We start from the raw sequence: 18,002 nt of genomic DNA, 5'->3' as shown, positions 1-18,002 counted from the left end.
ACGGCATCACTGCAATCAACGAGGAACCAAGATCGCCATGACCATTCACAACACGCCAACAAGCACACACCGAACCATCATTCTGCCAAACCATCCAGCACTGCGCACGATGGGTCGCATCGACGACACCGACCCAACTCAGCCAATCTGGGTCTACCCGTACACGCAAACTGCGTTCCGCTTTACCGGTTCAGCACTCACCGCAACGCTGATTAATTACTGGAATTACGGCGATTCGCATCTCGGCGTCATTATCGACGGCGTGCAAACGAAAGTCCGCATCCCGTCTGGCGTCACGCAAGCCAACGGCACCCTAGACGACAGCACCGAAGCTACCACACTCTCTGCGCCTGCCGAATCCGCCCCATATGCCCCATCCCCCGTCACCGTCACACTCGCCGACAACCTGCCAAACATTGAGCATGAAGCGGTTATTTTCAAGCGCCAAGACGGCCAACACTACGTTCAGTTGCTCAATTTCGGGATTGACGATGGCGCACAAATCATGCCGCCACTCGCCTCTGAACCAACCCGCCGTATCGAGGTGTTCGGCGATTCCGTCTCCTGCGGCGAGCGCAACGAGGCATCGCTGTATGTCGGCAAACCCGACCCCGAAGTGGACTTAAGCGGTTACAGTAACGCATGGCAGTCGTACGCTGCGATCACCGCTCGCAATCTCGGCGCCGCGTTGCATGACACGTCGCAAGGTGGCGCATCGCTGATTGACGGTATCGGCTGGTTTGCTGGACCAGATTACGTTGGTCAGGAAAGTATTTGGGATCGCGTTGAGTATAACCCGACGCTTGGCGAGACGAAACCGTGGGATTTCCGCCGGTTTACGCCGCAAGTTGTGATCGTCGCGATCGGACAGAATGACTCACATCCAGTTGATTTTATGGCTCAGGATTATGACGGCGAGCAGGCTGTGCATTGGCGTGCACGGTATGTTGATTTTCTGAGGGCGATTCACGCGCGCTATCCGCAAGCGACGATCGTGTGCATTACCACGTTGTTGATGCACGATCCGGCGTGGGACCGCGCGATTGATGAAGCGGTTCAGATGTTTAATGCCACGCTTGGCGAGGGCCAGTCGGCGCGTGTACCGTTTGGTGCAACGGATATTGTGGCGGATGCTGCGGTAAGCAGCTCAACCGCTTCAGTTTCGGCCGACACGATTGCTGGAACAACTACTGACGTTGAGAATGCTGCCGAGACTGCTTTACCGACCGACATGAACCATCATGACGATACCGACCGCACCGAGCACACTGACTCCGCAGATGCCAGTACAGCCCGCACGGTTGCGCATCATTTCCTGTTTTCGCGCAATGGTGCAGCAACACCGGGTCATCCGCGTGTGGCTGAACATGAGGAGATGGCGCGCGAGCTTACTGCGTTCATTGAGTCGCTCGGTGAGAGCATTTGGGAGGCGTGAGTGATGAGTACCAATCAAGTCGCTACTGGCCCGGCACCGGGCGCGAATATGTCTGGTTTGGCGGGCGGCGATAGCAATGCCGCCATAGACAAGCCGATCGGCACGCCTGAGCTCCGCCCCGCTGCGATCTTTTCGCACGATATGGTGTTACAACGGCATCAGCCGATTCCTGTATTCGGAACCGGTACTCCCGGTCGTACTGTCATTGTGAAATTACTGCAAAACGGGTCAACTGAACCGCTTAAGGTCATCACACGCTGCGATGAAACGCAGCTAGACGCACATGCGCAGCTCAATACTTCCGCCCAGATGACTCAGCACAATAGCGAGTCATTTGATCACATACAGTCGAACACTTCTCCTTCCGTCAGAAGCATCCACAGCACTGATATCACCAGTACTATCGGCTCCAAACTTGGTCACCGCAACGGAGCTGAACCGGTTCATTTCGCCGCATCCGACAGCGTAAGTGCATTCACCACTATCGACGCCAGCGGCCATTGGCTCGTCACACTGCCCGCGCTCGAAGCTGGCGGCCCATATGAGCTGTCGATCAGCGACCACTCCGGCGTCACGCTGCGATACTTGCGCGTTTACGTGGGCGAAGTGTGGCTGGCCGGCGGTCAAAGCAATATGGAGCTCGAACTGCGCAACAGCGAACATGCGGATGCGGCCGTGGCGGCAAGCGCCGACCCGTTGTTATGCTTTTACAACACACCCAAAACCGGCGTTATTGATACTGAGGCTGAAGACCATGCAATCTGGCAGGTGAGTGGGCCAGATACGAGCGGCACGATGTCGGCGGTCGCGTATTATTTCGCGCGTCGTTTGCGTGCTGAGCTGGGAGCAGACGTGCCGGTCGGCATTATCGACTGTTATATTGGCGGCACGTCAATCACCTCGTGGATGAGTCGTGCAACGCTGGAAAGTTGCGAAGCCGGACAAGCATATCTGAACCGGTTCAGTAATGCGATCGCCGGAAAAACAGACGAGCAGTTCGAGGCTGAAACCACGGCATGGAAGACAAAGTTCGATGCGTGGAATGAAGCAATCGGTAAAGCTCGCGCGGCTGAACCAGACATAACGTGGGATACACTCAACGAGCAGTACGGCGCGTGCCCGTGGCCGCCGCCAGTCACGCCGACCTCACAATACCGGCCGACTGGACCGTTCGGCACGATGATCGAGCGAGTCGCACCGTACGGTATCGCTGGATTCTTGTGGTATCAGGGCGAGGAGGATGAGTCGTACTGCGAATCGTACGGCGAGCTGTTGCCGCGGCTTATTGCCGAGTGGCGCGGATTGTGGGCGAACTATACCGATACATCCCCGTGCGCAGCGCATCACACGATGTCGTCCACTACGTCACCGCAGCCAGTACATGAGGTATCCTGTGTGCAACACAATACGGACCATGACAATACGGACCATGCCGCTGCTTGTGAGATACGCCCGCTGCCATTCCTGATTGTGCAGTTGCCGCAGTGGATTGATAAAACTGTGGCTGACGCTGATCCGATGCACTGGCCGGTGATTCGTGAAGCACAGTGGGCGGCGGCACGCGAAATACCGCGCACGTATACGATTACGACGATCGACTGTGGCGAGTTTGACAACATTCACCCGACCGACAAGCGCACGCCCGGCGAGCGGCTTGCGAACTGCGCATTGCATTATGTGTATGATCGTGGCGATATTCCGGTGGACGGTCCGCAGTGCGTAACGGCACAAGCTGAACCGGTTGCGTTCAAAGCTGGGTCACGTGAGACGCAGGATGGTGCTACTGCTGAATGCACGGTTATTGTACAGTTCGATCATGCTGGTGGACTGCAGTTTGATGGTACTGTGCCCGGCACGTACCGCCGGCCGGCGATGGCAACGCGCGACGATGATATAGATCAGCAGGCAATATCGTCTGGCGACAAGCAGGACGTTACGCCTAGTGACATGCCTCTCTCAGAGGAAGCTCTGGTAAACGGCTCTGAATCATGTGACGATCGATACTATCGTGCCGCTTGCGATTCTGGTTTTGAGGTTGCTGGCGCGGATGGTATCTTCCGACCGGCAGCAGCAACGATCGAAGTTCATACTGATGACGTATCCGCTGGGACAGGTGATACGACGACTGCCGCCGATCATGCTACCGTCCTACTCAGCGCGCCTGATATCGGTGGCAAGCCAAAGGCTGTTCGCTACGCGTGGCGCAGCTGGGGACCCGCCCCGCTATTCAACGGTGACGGTTTACCCGCACCACCGTTCTGGACTAAGGTGCAGTAGTTCTCTCAACAGGCCGTAAGTCAGCACTATCTTGATGCTTCTGCTGACTTACGGCCTTCTACAGCCCCCGAAACGACCGTAAGTCAGCACTATCTTGACGTTCCTGCTGACTTACGGCCTAATACAGCATCCCAAACGACCGTAAGTCAGCAGAAACATTCCGATAATGCGTACTTAAGGTCGTCAATTGCAGGACGAGCTGGCTCGCGAGGCGCGACTGAGGGATAGTTACACGGGTTAGGCGTTCCAAAGGTGTGACTACCCCTCAGTCAGCTACGCTGACAGCTCGACATGCAACTACAGACGCGCTACGCGCGCAATTTACTGGCTCACCTGTCGGCTCGCACAGCACCTACAAACAGCTCCGCTGTTTGCTTCACGGTGCTGTCCTGACAAGAGGAGCCACGATAAGCCTACTCACGGCAACGTGCTTTGAGGGGAGCTGAATATCAACGTGCCATCAATGGCGATACGCACACCAGCACGGAGTGGCAGAAATCTCTCACTGAGCGGGGCTCAGTGAGAGATTTCTGCCACGCATAGGAATGGGTAGGAGCGCACAACGCCGATTAGTGGAGATCTAGGGCGTCGCGGAGGAAATCGCGCTGGAGAATGAGGAGGTTCTCGGCTACGGTTTCATCGTTGGTCATGTGGGTGATGCCCGTCAGCGGCAGATACGTGTGCGGGCGACCGGCAGCCATCAGCGCTTGGCTCAAACGCAGGCTGTGCGCGATCGTCACGTTGTCATCCGCGAATCCATGAATCAACATGAGCGCACGATGCAGTTTCGGCGCATCCTGCACAATGCCGTTGCGCGCGTACACGTCCGGATCGAGGCCGAGATATCGCTCGGTGTAATGCGTGTCATACAGCGTCCAATCCGTAGGCGGAGCACCAGCACAACCGGCCTTGAACACGTCAGGCGCGTCGAGCACGGCGAGCGCGGACAGGAATCCGCCGTACGACCAGCCGATCATGCACACTTTGTCAAGATCCGGCGCAGGAATAATCGCGCCACCAGCCGCGCCACCATCGGACACGCTATCAGCTGCACCACGCCCAGCATTCAGCTCAGCGATCGCATCCGGCAACGCGTGCACGGCCTCAACCTGATCAGCAAGCGTCACATCCTTCATATTCTCGAAAATCGCACGATCCCACTTCGGCCCGCGACCGGTGGTACCGCGACCATCAGCCGTCACCACAAGGAATCCCTGATCAGCCCACCACTGAGCCTCCCAGTAGAACGCTTGCGAGGCGATCACCTGCTGGAACCCCGGGCCGCCGTACGGCTTCATAAGCACCGGCAGTTTGCTCGCATGCGCATACGGACTGGACTCGCTCGGCGCGATAATCGCCGTGTACAGCTGGTGCTCACCGAGCCGCGTAAACGTCACGTTCGGCACGAATCCCGGTTCGGCTGCGTGATTCGCGATCGTCGCGGCAGCAGCGTCCACATTCACAGCACCCGCAGCACCCACACCATCAACATCCGCAACATCCGCAACTCCAGCCGTCCCAGCGATATGCCACATGTGCGAGCGCGCGTGAGTCATATCGCGACCGGACACCACCATGCCACGCGAGCCGCGCGACACTGTCCACGCGCCAGGCGCACTCGTCACCGACGTAATCGTACCGTCAAACGAAATACTCACTACGTCGAAACTGCGCGCATCGTGACCGCCAACGAACCGCTCGTCGCCAGCGCGACCGTCAGCACTACTCCACGCAGCCGGCACGTCCGCCGCGATTTCCGGCGTCCGTTGCACGCGTACCAGCACATCATGATCGGTCACGTCGAGTACATCGCGCACCTGCCATCCGGCCGGCGTAAACGCGCGACCGTCGACTGTCAGTCGGTTCGTATCCGACTGCATATCGTTGAACGAGCAGATCAGTCGACCGTCCGGCGTGAATGCAGGCGTGCCGTGCACGAGATCGATCCACTGATCGTTGTGATGCGTCTCAAGCACGCGCGTATCACCAGCTTGCTCGCCGCTGACCGTAACCGCGAGAACCTGATCGTTACGCTGGCAGCGGTCCTGTACGAGCACGAGCGGATCGTGACCCTTGCTCCAGTTGACAGCGGCGACGTATTCGTACGGCGTGCGATCCCAGCGCACTTCAGTACCAGCGATACCGGCGTACTGATCGTTGGTATCGAACGCAAGTTCAGCGACGGTCAGGTGAACGTCGGCGTTCGCGGTGAGCGCGCGCGGATAGCGGCGGCCGTCAGCGGGATGATCAGGATTAGCTGGATCGCTGATGTACCACATTGGTTCGGGGGAAGTGTCGAACGTTTCAAACAGGATGTGACGCGAGTCGGGGGACCACCAGAAGCCGTCGTAGCGGTCCATTTCTTCGCCGGCGACGAACTCAGCGAGGCCGATTTTCCAGGTGCTGTGGGTGGCGTGGGCTGCGTCAGTGCGCTCGTCGCTGTCATGATCGTCGTCACACACGCCCCAGATTGTGCCGATACGATCGCCGTCAGCTGGAACTGACGTTGCGGTATCTGCGAGGTTTGCAATATCGGACAGCGACGCCGTGCCGGATGCGCCAACTACGCTGTCCGAGTCAGTTACGTCAGTGACATCAGTGTCGTCAGTCTCATCGAGGTCGAACAGGCCCTCAGAAATCGACGTTTCGTCGTCGTCCATCGCAATGAAAACGCCATCGTCGAGGTCGCCAGCTGGCTCGTCGGCAAGCCGTGCCGCGTTGGACGAGTTCTGCTGTTGCGCGGCACGCCAACGCTGCTCGTACGCGACCGCATCATCCCAGTCGGCGATATCAATCAGCTCAAGATGTTCGCCGGTGGTGTACAGCACATGCTTGCCGTCCGGGCTGATGCGCGGATTGAGCACGGGGCCGTACACGCCTTGATCGTCCGTGTCGAGCGCGGCGGGCGCGAGTTGACGCGTGCGGGAGGTGGGGAGGCTGTGGTTGGTGGTGGCGCTGGTGCCGGTGTTGTCGGCGCTGTCGAGGATTTCGGTGAGGAACAAACGACCGTTGATCGTGAAAATCACGCGACGGCCAGCAGCGTCGACCGAGTAACTGACGATGCCCATGCCGCCTTCGCGAGCGCGTTCACGGCGAGCTTTCTCTTCGGCTGGCACGTCTTCGGCGTCTGCGTCGGCCAGTAGTTCGCGCGGGTCGGCGAGTTTGATTTCGCTATGTGTGAACGCTGCGGAAGTGGACGCGCTGGATGTCGCTGTCTCATCGCTCGGTTCGATTACGCTCAGCCACAACGAGGTTACGAGATCTTCCGGACCGTCCGAGCGCAGGAACAAAGCTCGCGTGCCGTCGCCGATCACTCGCGCCGAGCGCGGGGCGCCGCAACCGAAGCGCAAGGTGCGTGCCCGCAGACGCGGGAATCTGGAGATTACATCGCTGGGTGAAGGGTTACTGTTTGATTCGCCGATGATATCGGTTTCATATGTGTCATCGCTCATACCGACCGATTCTACTTCGCAAATCTTGGGACCTTTTATCAGAACATTGCCGTGAGTTATCCACAAAAAATGTGGATAGACACGCCGCGTTGTGGATAACTCCGACCGTTCGACCACATACCCCGGTTTAGCTTGCACCACTACCTCACATCGTTTAATCTGCCTGTACTCAACGCAACGATGCGAACAATCTTCCCCAAGGAGCACTATGACCGATCACTATACGCCACCAGATTCGTATGACAAACGTCATATATTTGGGTATAATCACAATCAAGAAGCAATCATCAACATCCATCCACATGCACTACATACGCACGGATTGGCGCGAGAACAAATCATAACCGCATTCGTTACGCGCATCGGTCCAGCGCGCATACGCGAGCGCGACCATAACGCCGAACCACCCCGATGGGCGGCCATCGGATTCGATCAGCAGCGCCGAGCTATTGAACTCGTATATGTCAAGACAGCAGACAGTAAGCCTCTCGTCATACACGCAAATTATCTGACTAAGGGATTCTTCAAAGAATGGAGTCAAGCATGAAACAATATATCGCCGAAGACGGCACGCCTATTACTGACGACATGGTCGAACGCTGGGCGCAAGAAGCTGAAGATGGTTTCCCGAATTGTACAGTCACCCGCGAGCCAGATTCATTTACACCGAGCCGCATGGACATGAAGGCACACACCATCCGCATTCCAAATGAACTTTGGTCGCTAGTGGAAGCCGCAGCCAACATCAAACACATTACGCCGAGCGAATATACTCGGCAGGCTCTCGGGCGCAGTCTTGCGCAATCTGATCTGACTCGTGAGCAAAAGATTCTCATCTACGCCCAAGCGCATCAACTCACGCGAGAAGAGGCAGTTAACGAACTTATTGATCGCGCGCTGGCATAGCATCCACGCGCCGCAAACATGCCGTGAATTATCCACAAAAAATGTGGATAGACACGCCGCGTTGTGGATAACTCCGACCGTTCGACCACATACCCCCGGCTTAGCTTGCGCACAGTCCGCAACTCCCGTATGCTGCCCCCAAGCATGAGCACATAAAACACATACGAAAAGAGTCATCATGAGCACTGCTACCGCACTCCCGCCACCGCAACAATCACCCCCGAATCCCAGCCGACCACGCGCAAGAGATATACTTTGTATATCCAGTCAAGGAGGCGCTATGGTCGAAGCAACCATCAGCAAATGGGGCAACAGCGAAGGCATCCGTATTCCTAAGGAAATACGCGACCGCATCGGCCTGCACGAGGGCAGTCGCGTCTCCATTGATGTCGAAGGCGATCGCATCATCATTACTCCGCCGCGATCTCACTCCACGCAAGTCGGACGCTACAATGCCGAAATCGTCGGATATCTGCCACAGGATAAGCCAGACGCTGCCATCGAAATGATCATGGCCTGTCTCATCTAAAACAGGCAGAGAATCAACCTTGTACTCACAGCTGAGCTGCAGTCAACACAAGTCAGTACAAGTCAGCCCAAGTCAGCTGGCAAGATCAGCTGCGTGTAGGTTGCGAGCGACGGCACGTTCGCGCGCGCCTTTAGTCGCGTACAGTCCAGCGGCGACGATCAGGAACATCACCGTGCAGCAAATCCACAGCGTGCGGCTACCGAATCCACCGATAATCCAGCCGCCGACCAGCGGAGCCGCGCCATTCGACAGCGACCACACGAGGTTATACAGTCCCTGATACGTGCCACGAGCCTCGGCCGGCGCGAGATTCGCAACCGTTGTCGCCGCGATCGGGAACGTACCAAGTTCGCCAAACGTCCACAATACGGCCGCAATCGCGAACCCATGCCACGACGTCGCGCCAATCTGAAACGCGTAGCCGACCGCCGTAATCAGCATGCCCAGCACGAGCACGCGCGTATTACTCATACGATTAAACACGGCGAGCGCAGGAATCTGCAGCAAGCACAGCATACCGCCGTTGATCGTCAGCAGAACCGAATACTGATCCGTGCCCATGCCGAGCTGCGTGAGCGCGATCGGCAGACCGCTGGTGAGTTGGAAGTACGCGATCGTATAGCCGAACATGAGCACGACCATCGCCATGAACGGCCAGTCAGCGAGCGCGCGACGATAGTTTGCGAGCAGCGAGACTGACTGACGGTCGGCGGCGGACATACTATCGGCCGGGTCTGCAGTATCGTTCGCGAGCGTGATCGTTGCGGCGGACGTATCCTCGTCGTTCGCAACTGTCGACAAGGATGACGTGACAGTTGCAGCTACGTCGTCTGACGTAACGTCAATCGTTACGTTGCGATCCGCCTTACGTGCCGTCTGCGACTCGTGCAGCGATTCATCACGTACCGTATCAGTACCGCCCAGCTTGCGTGCCTCGTGGAAGAACACGATCAGCAGTCCCGTCGCGACGACGAGGATAATCGCCTCCGCGTAAAACATGAGCGTGTACGAAATCTTGACAAGCTGATTAGCAATAATCGGGCCGATCGCAAAACCGAAATTCACTGCCCACGTTTGCAGCGTATACGCACGTTTCTGCGCACGAATCGGCACAACGTCAGCGATATACGCGGCGATAGCTGGGGTCGGAATCGACGAAATAGCACCGTAGATTAGCAACATCGCGCCCATCGTGAACGGATCGTCGATAAACGAAAGCACAATCAGCATGATTGCCGCGCCGATTTCGCCACTGATAATCATCGACTGACGGCCGAAACGGTCAGACAGTGAACCGCCGAACAGACAGCCGAAAATACCGCCGAACCCGTACATGGACACGATCGTGCCGGCGACTCCAGCGTCAACGTGCAAATCTTTGACCAAGTACATCGACATGAACGAGATGACAAACCGGCCCATCCACAGGATCAACAGCGCAAGCCACAAGCCCCAAAACAGTAAGGGCAGGCCGAAAATACTACGTTCTTTCTTCACGAGAACACCTTAGCGCATTGACGAGGGCAGCTTGCGGTGTGCGCGTCGCCGATTTGTGGCGGGCGCCGCGCAGCCGATTTGTGCCGGGGGTCTGGGACAATGGCACCTATGGTTATCAAGAAAGGACCGACCAAGGGGTCGGGTGGCAAGCATCGTAACGCGCTGCGCGGGCACGGGCCGACGCCCAAGGCCGAAGACCGCGTGTATCACAAGGCATATCGGGAAAAGAAGATCGCGCAACGTCGTCAAATGGCTGATCCGCGACTGGCAGCACGCCGTCGCGCAGCCAAGTTCACCTCGGATTCTGACGATCTGGTGATCGGCCGTAACGCTGTGCTCGAGGCATTGCGTGTAGGCGTGCCGAGTTTGCAGCTGTATATTGCGGCGCGCATTGAACACGATGATCGCACGCGTGAAATCGTGAAATTGGCTGGTACGCGCGGCCTGCACTTGCTGGAAGCAGACCGGCTTGAGATGGACCGAATTGCGCACTCCTCGAATCATCAGGGCGTTGTGCTCAAAGTGCAGCCGTATGAGTACTCATCGCTGGCTGATCTCGTGGATCAGGCCGAGCGTAAAGCGCGCGCGATGGAAGAGGTTAACTCGGCGGAAACGCGCATTAACGCTCGGCCGCTGTTCATCGCTTTGGACGGCGTGACTGATCCGCAGAACCTCGGTGCAGTGATTCGTTCGGCTGCCGCGTTTGGTGCGAACGGCGTGATTCTGCCGGAACGTCGCTCGGCGTCAGTGACGGCTGCCGCGTGGAAAGTGTCGGCTGGTGCGGCAGCACACATGCCGGTTGCGCGCGTGGTGAATCTGACCAAGGCGATCGAAAGCCTGCGGGAGCGCGGTTTTTACACGGTTGGACTCGACGGCGGCGGTGACAAGCTGGTTGGCGAAACTGGGTTTGAGACTGATCCGTTGGTCGTGGTGCTGGGCTCGGAAGGCAAGGGATTGAGCCGACTCGTGCGCGAGGCGTGCGATGCGATCGCGGGCATTCCGATTTCCAACATGGTCGAATCGCTGAACGCCTCGGTTGCGGCGGGTATTAGCTTGTATGCGGTTGCGCGCGCTCGTCGCGAGGCGGCTGCGGCGGCTGAAACGGCACAGTAGTAACGCATGCACTGATGGTTGTATACGTCTGTCTGTATACGTAATGTGGGTCGGGTTTCCTCATCGGAGTCCCGACCCACATTACGTATATATGCCCCGCCGCCATGCGCGTCCAACGTTATACGATCCCATGATGCGGTAAACATCCCATCGTGCGGTAAAACTCACATGGTGCGGTAAATGCAAAATACATGTTCACCTAAAAATGGCGGAATTACGCCATTTTGCAAAACCGCATCATGCGAGGTTTACCGCATCATGCGAGTTTTACCGCATCATGGGCTCGCCTGTGCGAAGCCCACCGGGCTTCGCACTTAACGGCTCCTGCAACTTCGGACCTCGCTATGCGAGGGCCCAATGCTGCCTTCGCTCGGCCTATCGGCCTCACTCAGGGCTCGCCTACGCGAAGCCTACTGGGCTTCGCGCTTAACGGCTCGCCCACACCGCGGCGTCGGGATCGTCGTCGGGGTTGTAATCGTCGTCATCGTCGGGGTGCTGATGCGCCGGGTTACCATCCTCGTCGAAACGACCGTTATCGTACGTGTTGTACGTGTACTCGTCATCCACCACGCCGGAATCAGCCTCAGCATTCAGCTCGTCCACATCCTTCTTGTCGAGCTTATACTGCGGCAATACGTTTTCAATATAACTCTTCACAGCCTCGCCCATCGGCACATCGTGACCAGCCTTCTCAGCCAAGAACCACCGGTGATCAAGCACTTCGTGGAAGAACTGTGCAGGCTCAATCTGCGAACGGTACTCGCGCGGAATCATACGCACTGTCGGCTCGTACACTTCACGCATCCAGTCAGTCGCAACGATCTCCAACTCCTCGCCCTCACGCCACGTCGACGCACGGTACGCATCCAAATCGTTGAGCAAACGGCGAGCCTGATTCTCCTGCACGTCCAAGCCAGTCAGTCGCAGCAACTTGCGCGACGCATAACCGGCATCGACCACGCGCGGACGCACGAGTACACGCTTGCCGTCCTCCGCAGTCTTCATCTCCAGCTCATCCACGTCGAAACCAAGCTCGTTGAGCTTGTTGACGCGCTTTTCGATCTTCCACATCTCGTCCGGACCGAACTTATCCGTATCAGTGAGCGCGCTCCACAGCGAGTGGTACCGCTCAACCAAACGGTTGCCAACCTCGATTTCGTCAACGTCACTCGGCAGCAGGCGACCGGACGCGAGATCCATCAGTTCGCCGATGATATTCGTGCGCGCGAGATCAATATCGTACTCACGCTGACCCTCGGTCAAGTTGATATGCAGATCGCCAGTTTCCGCGTCGACGAGGAACGCGGAAAACGCGTCGGCATCGCGCAGGAACAGGACGTTCGACAGAGACACGTCACCCCAGTAGAAGCCGGCGAGATGCAGACGGACCATCAGCACAGCCAGCGCGTCGATGAGTCGCTCGGCAGTGTCCGGACGCAAGTTACGAGCGAACAGCGCGCGGTACGGCAGCGAGAACTTGAGATGCTTGGTGACGAGGATTGCTTCGAGCGACTCGCCTTCGCGATCGTGACGGCCGGTGACCACGGCGATCGGCTGGACGGTCGGCAAGTCAAGCTTTTGCAGACGACGCAACAGCTCGTACTCGCGTTCAGCAACCTGACGGGTGATTTCCTTCATCGCGTACACTTCGTCGCCCACGTGCACGAAACGCACGACGTGGCGGGAAATACCGCGGGGCAGATTGGCGAGTAACTCGACTGGCCATGTGGCGAGCGGCTTCTCCCACGGCAACGTGAACATCTTCGGATTCGAGCTCGCGGCGGTGATCTTGAGCGCCTGCGGCTCGGGCGTTTCGGCGGACACATCCTCAGCGTTGACGGATGTGGCTTTGAGGGCGCGCGGGTCCAATTGTGACAAAGTGTTGACTTCCATAGCACTCCATCGTACCGGCACAGGCGGAACGGCTCGCACGGTGGGCGCGGGGTCGGGGCGTGCGGGTCGGGGCGTGCGGGGCAGGGCGGGGCCGGTCGGAGGTCGGTCAGGCTGGTCCGGCCCAACGCCCGCCGTACGAGCCGGACCGGACGCAAGCCAGACAGATCGGTCCGGTCAGGGGCGGGGTCGGTCCGGGTCAAGTCTGGTGCAAACCGACACGCCCCGTTGCGAGGCGGGCGCAAGCCGTCACAATACGTAGCGACCCAACGCAAGCTGGAGAATAGCGCCTGAATCTAGCGTAACTACGCGCAATAACGAAGGGTGCGCGCACTTACGCTAGATTTTGGGCTCGAAAACGAGCGTAACTACGCGCACGTATGGTTATTGCGCGTAGTTACGCTCATTACGCCGATACGCGTGGCAGAAAACGCTCACTGAGACCACCGTCAGCGAGCAAAAACCGCCACTCGCTAGTAACACAGCCAACCGCATTTGATGTAGTCACGCGATGGATTGTAACGGGTCAATTCCATCGCGTGACCAACCCAGCACAACACCACACCATGTGCGTGGCAGAAAACGCTCACTGAGCGATGATCAGCGAGCAAAAACCGCCACTCGTTACCGTGAGTGGCAGAAAACGCTCGCTGAGACCACCGTCAGCGAGCGTTTTCTGCCACGCATAGTTGAGACTCAACAGCCACGCATCAGCAACCGCACCACAACCACACAATGCCGCCCACGCAGCAACCGCACCACGACCGACCGCACAATCCCGCACAACAAAAAAGACCCCGCTACAACGCGGGGTCTTTCCAACGAGGCCTAAGAGAGGAAGAGAATGCCTCGTTTAATGGTTGGTACGGTTATCTCCCGTACCAAGTATCTACCACACCGGTCGTGCGTATAACACGCATAGGATCGCGCGCCATAAGCACACAGCACACAGCGTGCACACACACGCGCACCGCACAACCAGTGGAGCGGAGCGGCGCAAGCGAATCCCATGCGCCGCTAAGAACCGACTAGTTCAGGCGCAGCTCAGTCGACGGAGCGAACAGGTGCATCTTGGACGGATCGATCTTGATCTTGACGACCTCGCCGACCTTCGGCAGAGCACGCGGGTTCACACGAATCGTGGTGAGCTTGTTCTGATCGGACATGAGCTGGGATTCCTCAGCTGCGGAACCATCAGTGATGATGTTGCCGTAGATGTAGCCATCGGAGCCCAGATCCTCGACGTTGACAACCTTCAGCGAGAAGGCGTTCGGATCATCCGGGGTAGCCAGAGAGGCATCTTCCGGACGGAAGCCGACGACGATCTTGCCGCCATCCTCAGCGGTCAGCTTGTTGACAGCCTCGGCCGGCAGATCAACGGTATCTTCACCGATCTTTGCCTTGCCGTTGACCACCGGGTGGGTGTTCAGGTTCATCGACGGGGAGCCGATGAAGCCAGCGACGAAGACGTTGGCCGGACGATCGTACAGCTCAGTCGGAGCACCGACCTGCTGCAGAATACCGAGCTTGATGACGGCGATGCGGTCGCCCATCGTCAGAGCCTCGGTCTGATCGTGGGTCACGTACAGGGTGGTGACGCCCAGCTGACGCTGCAGAGCAGCAATCTGAGTACGGGTCTGGACACGGAGCTTTGCGTCCAAGTTGGACAGCGGCTCATCCATGAGGAAGACCTTCGGCTCACGAACGATTGCACGGCCCATAGCAACACGCTGACGCTGACCACCAGACAGAGCCTTCGGCTTACGGTCGAGGTACTCGGTCAGATCGAGGATCTCAGCGGCCTTCTCGACGCGCTTGCGAATCTCATCCTTCGGAGTGCCAGCAATCTTCAGAGCGAAGCCCATGTTGTCGGCCACGGTCATGTGCGGGTACAGAGCGTAGTTCTGGAACACCATTGCGATGTCGCGGTCCTTCGGCTGCATCGTGGTGACATCCTTGCCACCGATGAGGATGCGGCCCTTGTTGACCTCTTCCAGACCAGCAAGCATGCGCAGGGTGGTGGACTTACCGCAGCCAGACGGGCCAACCAGCACCAGGAACTCGCCGTCCTTGATATCCAGATTCAGATCATCCACAGAGGGCTTATCGTTGCCCGGGTAGATACGAGTGACGTGGTCGAAAACGACTTCAGCCATGATAATTCATCCTTTCAGAGGCAGGTACGTGTCTCACGATCCGTTGTAAAGGGATTTGTATGGTTATTTTCAGTGCTTCCGTTTGCGACTTCCCACATCGGCTAAGTCCCAAACTTCGGCGTTCAGTTATCTTCGGTTCGTTGAAGACCTCTTCGCTGAGCCATGTCCCACTATACACGCTGCCCAGACATCGTCAACAGCGTGTTTCGTATTATTTCGTACTATTTCGTAATTTTTGATGAGACTTACCAGCCTGTATGCAATCGTTGTGTAATCGTTTCGGCTACCGACCAGCACCCGGCTAGGATGGTGAGACATGAGTGATGTGAGCGCGTTGAATCTTGAATCCGGTGATTTGATCGGCGGATACACGCTGATTTCGCGCCTCGGCGCCGGCGCGATGGGCTCAGTTTGGCGCGTGCAGGACGACGGCGGACAAGAGTACGCGATGAAAATCTTGCGCGATTCACTGGCCGACGACACCGTGCCCAACGCCGCACAGTCCGGCGGCACGTCGACCGGCTCCAACGACCTTGATATGGACGATCCTGACGTTCGCGAGCGCGTAACTGCCCGCGAACGGTTGCGCCGCGAGGCGATGGCACTGCGGAAGGTCAATCATCCCGGCGTGTGCGGCATCGTGGACATGGAGTTGGACGATTCGGTTGCGTTCATCGTGACTGAACTGATCGAAGGTCGCAATCTACGCGACGATGTGCGCGTGAACGGACGATACGCCGGCGATGATTTGGAACGACTCGCGCGCAAGTTGATCGCAGCTGTCAAGGCTGTGCACGCGGCTGGAATCGTGCATCGTGATATTAAACCGACGAACGTGATGGTGTCGGCGTCCGGCCCGGTTTTGGTTGATTTTGGTATCGCGATGACCGGCGGCGAAAGTCACGTAACGCGCACTGGTTTGGTGATGGGCACGCCTGGTTTTATCGCGCCGGAGATTATTGACGGCGCTGAGTCGGATGCGATGACTGACTGGTGGTCGACGGCGTCGGTACTTGCGTTCGCGGCGACCGGCTCGCCAGTTTTTGGTACTAAGCCGATGATGGCGGTACTTGAGCGTGCGGCTGCCGGTAATGCGAATCTGACTGGACTGCCGGCGGGGACGATGGCTGCGTTTCGCGCGGCGTTGAATCCGGACCGCAACAAACGATGTACGCCTGACGAGCTGTTGCACGCGATTGCGATCGATGCGCTTAACCCGCGTGCATGGGAGGATGCGGCGCAGTTGGCAGCGCAATCATCGGCTAGCGCTCCGGCTGCTGCGCCGATCGCTGGGGGAGATGGAGCCAACGGAACCGAGGTGGTGCGCCCTTTTGAGAGTGCGGCCGCGGGCAATCCGCGGCTGTTGTGGCGCGATGAGTCGAACGAAACGTCATACGCGAGTGATGCAGCGAGCAATCCGTTAGTCACATCGACAATGCCTGCTGAGGAAGCCACGACTTTAGTCTCTTCCCCATCCTCCGCGCACGCCTCCGCGCACGAGCTAACTCTTTCTTCAGAAGTTGCAGGCACTCAGCCAACCGCTGATCAGACCGCAATCCTCCAGCCTGAGCAAACTGCCGTATTGCAACCGACTCCTACCGAGCAGACAGCAGTCCTCCAGCCGGCCGCAGTATCACAGCCGCCAGCCGACGAAACGGCTCCCACTACAGCGATCGCGGGCGCTCCGCTTGAACCTACGCAGGTTAGTCCAATCCCGCCGCTGCCAGCCATCGCCAAGCCAATGCCAGGCTCAGTACCGCCGTTTTTGCAGGAGGTCGCGGCCAGTCAGCCCACTCCCCCGCCGCCGGTACTGCCGCAAAGTCAGTCGTTGCCACAGTCATCGTTCGCTAATCCAGTTGCCGAAAAACGCAACGCACTGTACGCGCGCGGTGCGCTACCGTTGTGGCTCCTCACGATTCCGGTCGCCACGCTGGCCGCGAGTATGCCAGTCGTCGCGATCATCGCGATGACGATACTACTGTGGCTGCTGCTGACGGTCGGCTATTCAACCGTTGCGCAACTCGACCGCGAGTCTCGGCACGGCGGTGAACGGCAACGATTTGACGGCGTCAAGCGAGCGGCGAGTCTACCGTGGCACGCGCTGAAATCACTCGGGTTAGCCGTGCCGCGCGCGCTGGTGATCATCGTGACGATGACTGTGCTGGCGGCGATTTGTACCGTTACACTTGCGTTGCCAGTGATGCGTGTTGACGTTCAACTTGTTCGATGGGTGATCGCAATTCCATTTTTTGATGAGGTGCCGTTATCGTTGTCTGGATTCACGTTGGGCGCGGGTGCGGCAATCGGGTGGCTGCTGTCGACACTGACTGCACGATCGGCGATCGTGCGTATCGGCGCGGGCGCAGTGCGGGGAGCGTCGGACGGTGCAACGGACAGCGCGTCGGTCAATGTAGCAATCAGCGCATCCGCACAGTCACAATTATTCGGCTCCGACCACAGCAACGTCAGCAGCTCTCCGCATGATCGCCGCCGCGCGGTTCTGCTGATTGCGTGGGGCGTGAGCTTGGCGATCGCAGTCGCGTCGCTCGTCATCACCGCACCGATCGACTGGTGGCCGCTGGTCGGCGTCATCTAGCAATCGAACTGCCATCTCGCTGCACCATCCGCAACATCGTCCGCATGTTGAACAGTCGGTGAACTCGGTTCAGCCGAGAACGTAGCGCATGATAAAAACCAGCAACCCCACCATAGTCATCGGTTATTATGAGCGAGGTCGCAGGGCGAAA

General features: G+C 58.1%; 12 protein-coding genes. 7 read left to right on the top strand and 5 right to left on the bottom strand.

Features of this window, described 5'->3' with window-relative positions:
* The first annotated feature begins 37 nt into the window (after positions 1-37).
* Both BHAP_RS00115 and BHAP_RS11790 read left to right on the top strand, forming a co-directional pair.
* Positions 38-1,435 (top strand): GDSL-type esterase/lipase family protein, encoded by a 1,398-nt coding sequence (locus BHAP_RS00115; protein WP_094728461.1) that lies wholly within the window; start codon positions 38-40, stop codon positions 1,433-1,435.
* Positions 1,436-1,438: 3 nt separating this feature from the next.
* On the top strand, positions 1,439-3,712 hold the full coding sequence (locus BHAP_RS11790; RefSeq protein ID WP_094728459.1) for a sialate O-acetylesterase family protein: 2,274 nt from the start codon (positions 1,439-1,441) through the stop codon (positions 3,710-3,712).
* Between the two features lie 569 nt (positions 3,713-4,281).
* Here BHAP_RS11790 and BHAP_RS00105 read toward each other — a convergent pair.
* Complete coding sequence (locus BHAP_RS00105; protein WP_094728491.1) at positions 4,282-6,780, bottom strand: prolyl oligopeptidase family serine peptidase; 2,499 nt, start codon at positions 6,778-6,780, stop codon at positions 4,282-4,284.
* Between the two features lie 592 nt (positions 6,781-7,372).
* On the opposite strand from BHAP_RS00105, the gene BHAP_RS11745 reads away from it, so the two are divergent.
* From BHAP_RS11745 to BHAP_RS00090, 3 genes are all read left to right on the top strand, one after another.
* Positions 7,373-7,711, top strand: coding sequence for a hypothetical protein (locus BHAP_RS11745; RefSeq protein WP_094728457.1), 339 nt, complete (start codon positions 7,373-7,375; stop codon positions 7,709-7,711).
* Positions 7,708-8,070: a hypothetical protein gene (locus BHAP_RS00095; RefSeq protein WP_094728455.1), complete on the top strand. Its 363-nt coding sequence runs from the start codon at positions 7,708-7,710 to the stop codon at positions 8,068-8,070. Before BHAP_RS11745 ends, BHAP_RS00095 begins: the two co-directional genes overlap by 4 nt.
* Positions 8,071-8,350: 280 nt before the next feature.
* The gene (locus BHAP_RS00090; protein ID WP_158216391.1) at positions 8,351-8,599 is read left to right on the top strand and encodes an AbrB/MazE/SpoVT family DNA-binding domain-containing protein; all 249 of its coding nucleotides are present in this window, start codon (positions 8,351-8,353) and stop codon (positions 8,597-8,599) included.
* A gap of 72 nt (positions 8,600-8,671) precedes the next feature.
* On the opposite strand, the gene BHAP_RS00085 is transcribed toward BHAP_RS00090, so the two are convergent.
* Entirely contained in the window at positions 8,672-10,096 is a 1,425-nt protein-coding gene (locus BHAP_RS00085; RefSeq protein ID WP_094728451.1) for an MDR family MFS transporter, read from the bottom strand.
* 108 nt (positions 10,097-10,204) lie between these two features.
* Between BHAP_RS00085 and rlmB the strand changes: the two genes are divergently transcribed.
* Positions 10,205-11,209 carry a 23S rRNA (guanosine(2251)-2'-O)-methyltransferase RlmB gene (rlmB, locus tag BHAP_RS00080; RefSeq protein ID WP_094728449.1) on the top strand — a complete coding sequence of 335 codons (1,005 nt, stop codon included), beginning with the start codon at positions 10,205-10,207 and terminating at the stop codon, positions 11,207-11,209.
* A gap of 426 nt (positions 11,210-11,635) precedes the next feature.
* Here rlmB and BHAP_RS00075 read toward each other — a convergent pair whose 3' ends face one another.
* The 3 genes from BHAP_RS00075 to BHAP_RS00065 form a co-directional block, all read right to left on the bottom strand.
* Positions 11,636-13,102 carry a DUF4032 domain-containing protein gene (locus BHAP_RS00075; RefSeq protein WP_094728447.1) on the bottom strand — a complete coding sequence of 489 codons (1,467 nt, stop codon included), beginning with the start codon at positions 13,100-13,102 and terminating at the stop codon, positions 11,636-11,638.
* Positions 13,103-13,685: 583 nt separating this feature from the next.
* A complete protein-coding gene (locus BHAP_RS00070; RefSeq protein WP_094728445.1) occupies positions 13,686-13,883 on the bottom strand; it encodes a hypothetical protein in 198 nt (65 codons plus the stop codon).
* 244 nt (positions 13,884-14,127) lie between these two features.
* Complete coding sequence (locus BHAP_RS00065) at positions 14,128-15,255, bottom strand: ABC transporter ATP-binding protein (protein WP_094728443.1); 1,128 nt, start codon at positions 15,253-15,255, stop codon at positions 14,128-14,130.
* Between the two features lie 316 nt (positions 15,256-15,571).
* On the opposite strand from BHAP_RS00065, the gene BHAP_RS00060 reads away from it, so the two are divergent.
* On the top strand, positions 15,572-17,851 hold the full coding sequence (locus tag BHAP_RS00060) for a serine/threonine protein kinase (RefSeq protein ID WP_094728441.1): 2,280 nt from the start codon (positions 15,572-15,574) through the stop codon (positions 17,849-17,851).
* Positions 17,852-18,002 lie beyond the last annotated feature (151 nt).

The organism is Bifidobacterium hapali (assembly GCF_002259755.1).
Classification (GTDB): domain Bacteria; phylum Actinomycetota; class Actinomycetes; order Actinomycetales; family Bifidobacteriaceae; genus Bifidobacterium; species Bifidobacterium hapali.
Note: the sequence above shows the minus strand (reverse complement) of the source record. Positions and strands in the feature narration are given on the sequence as shown.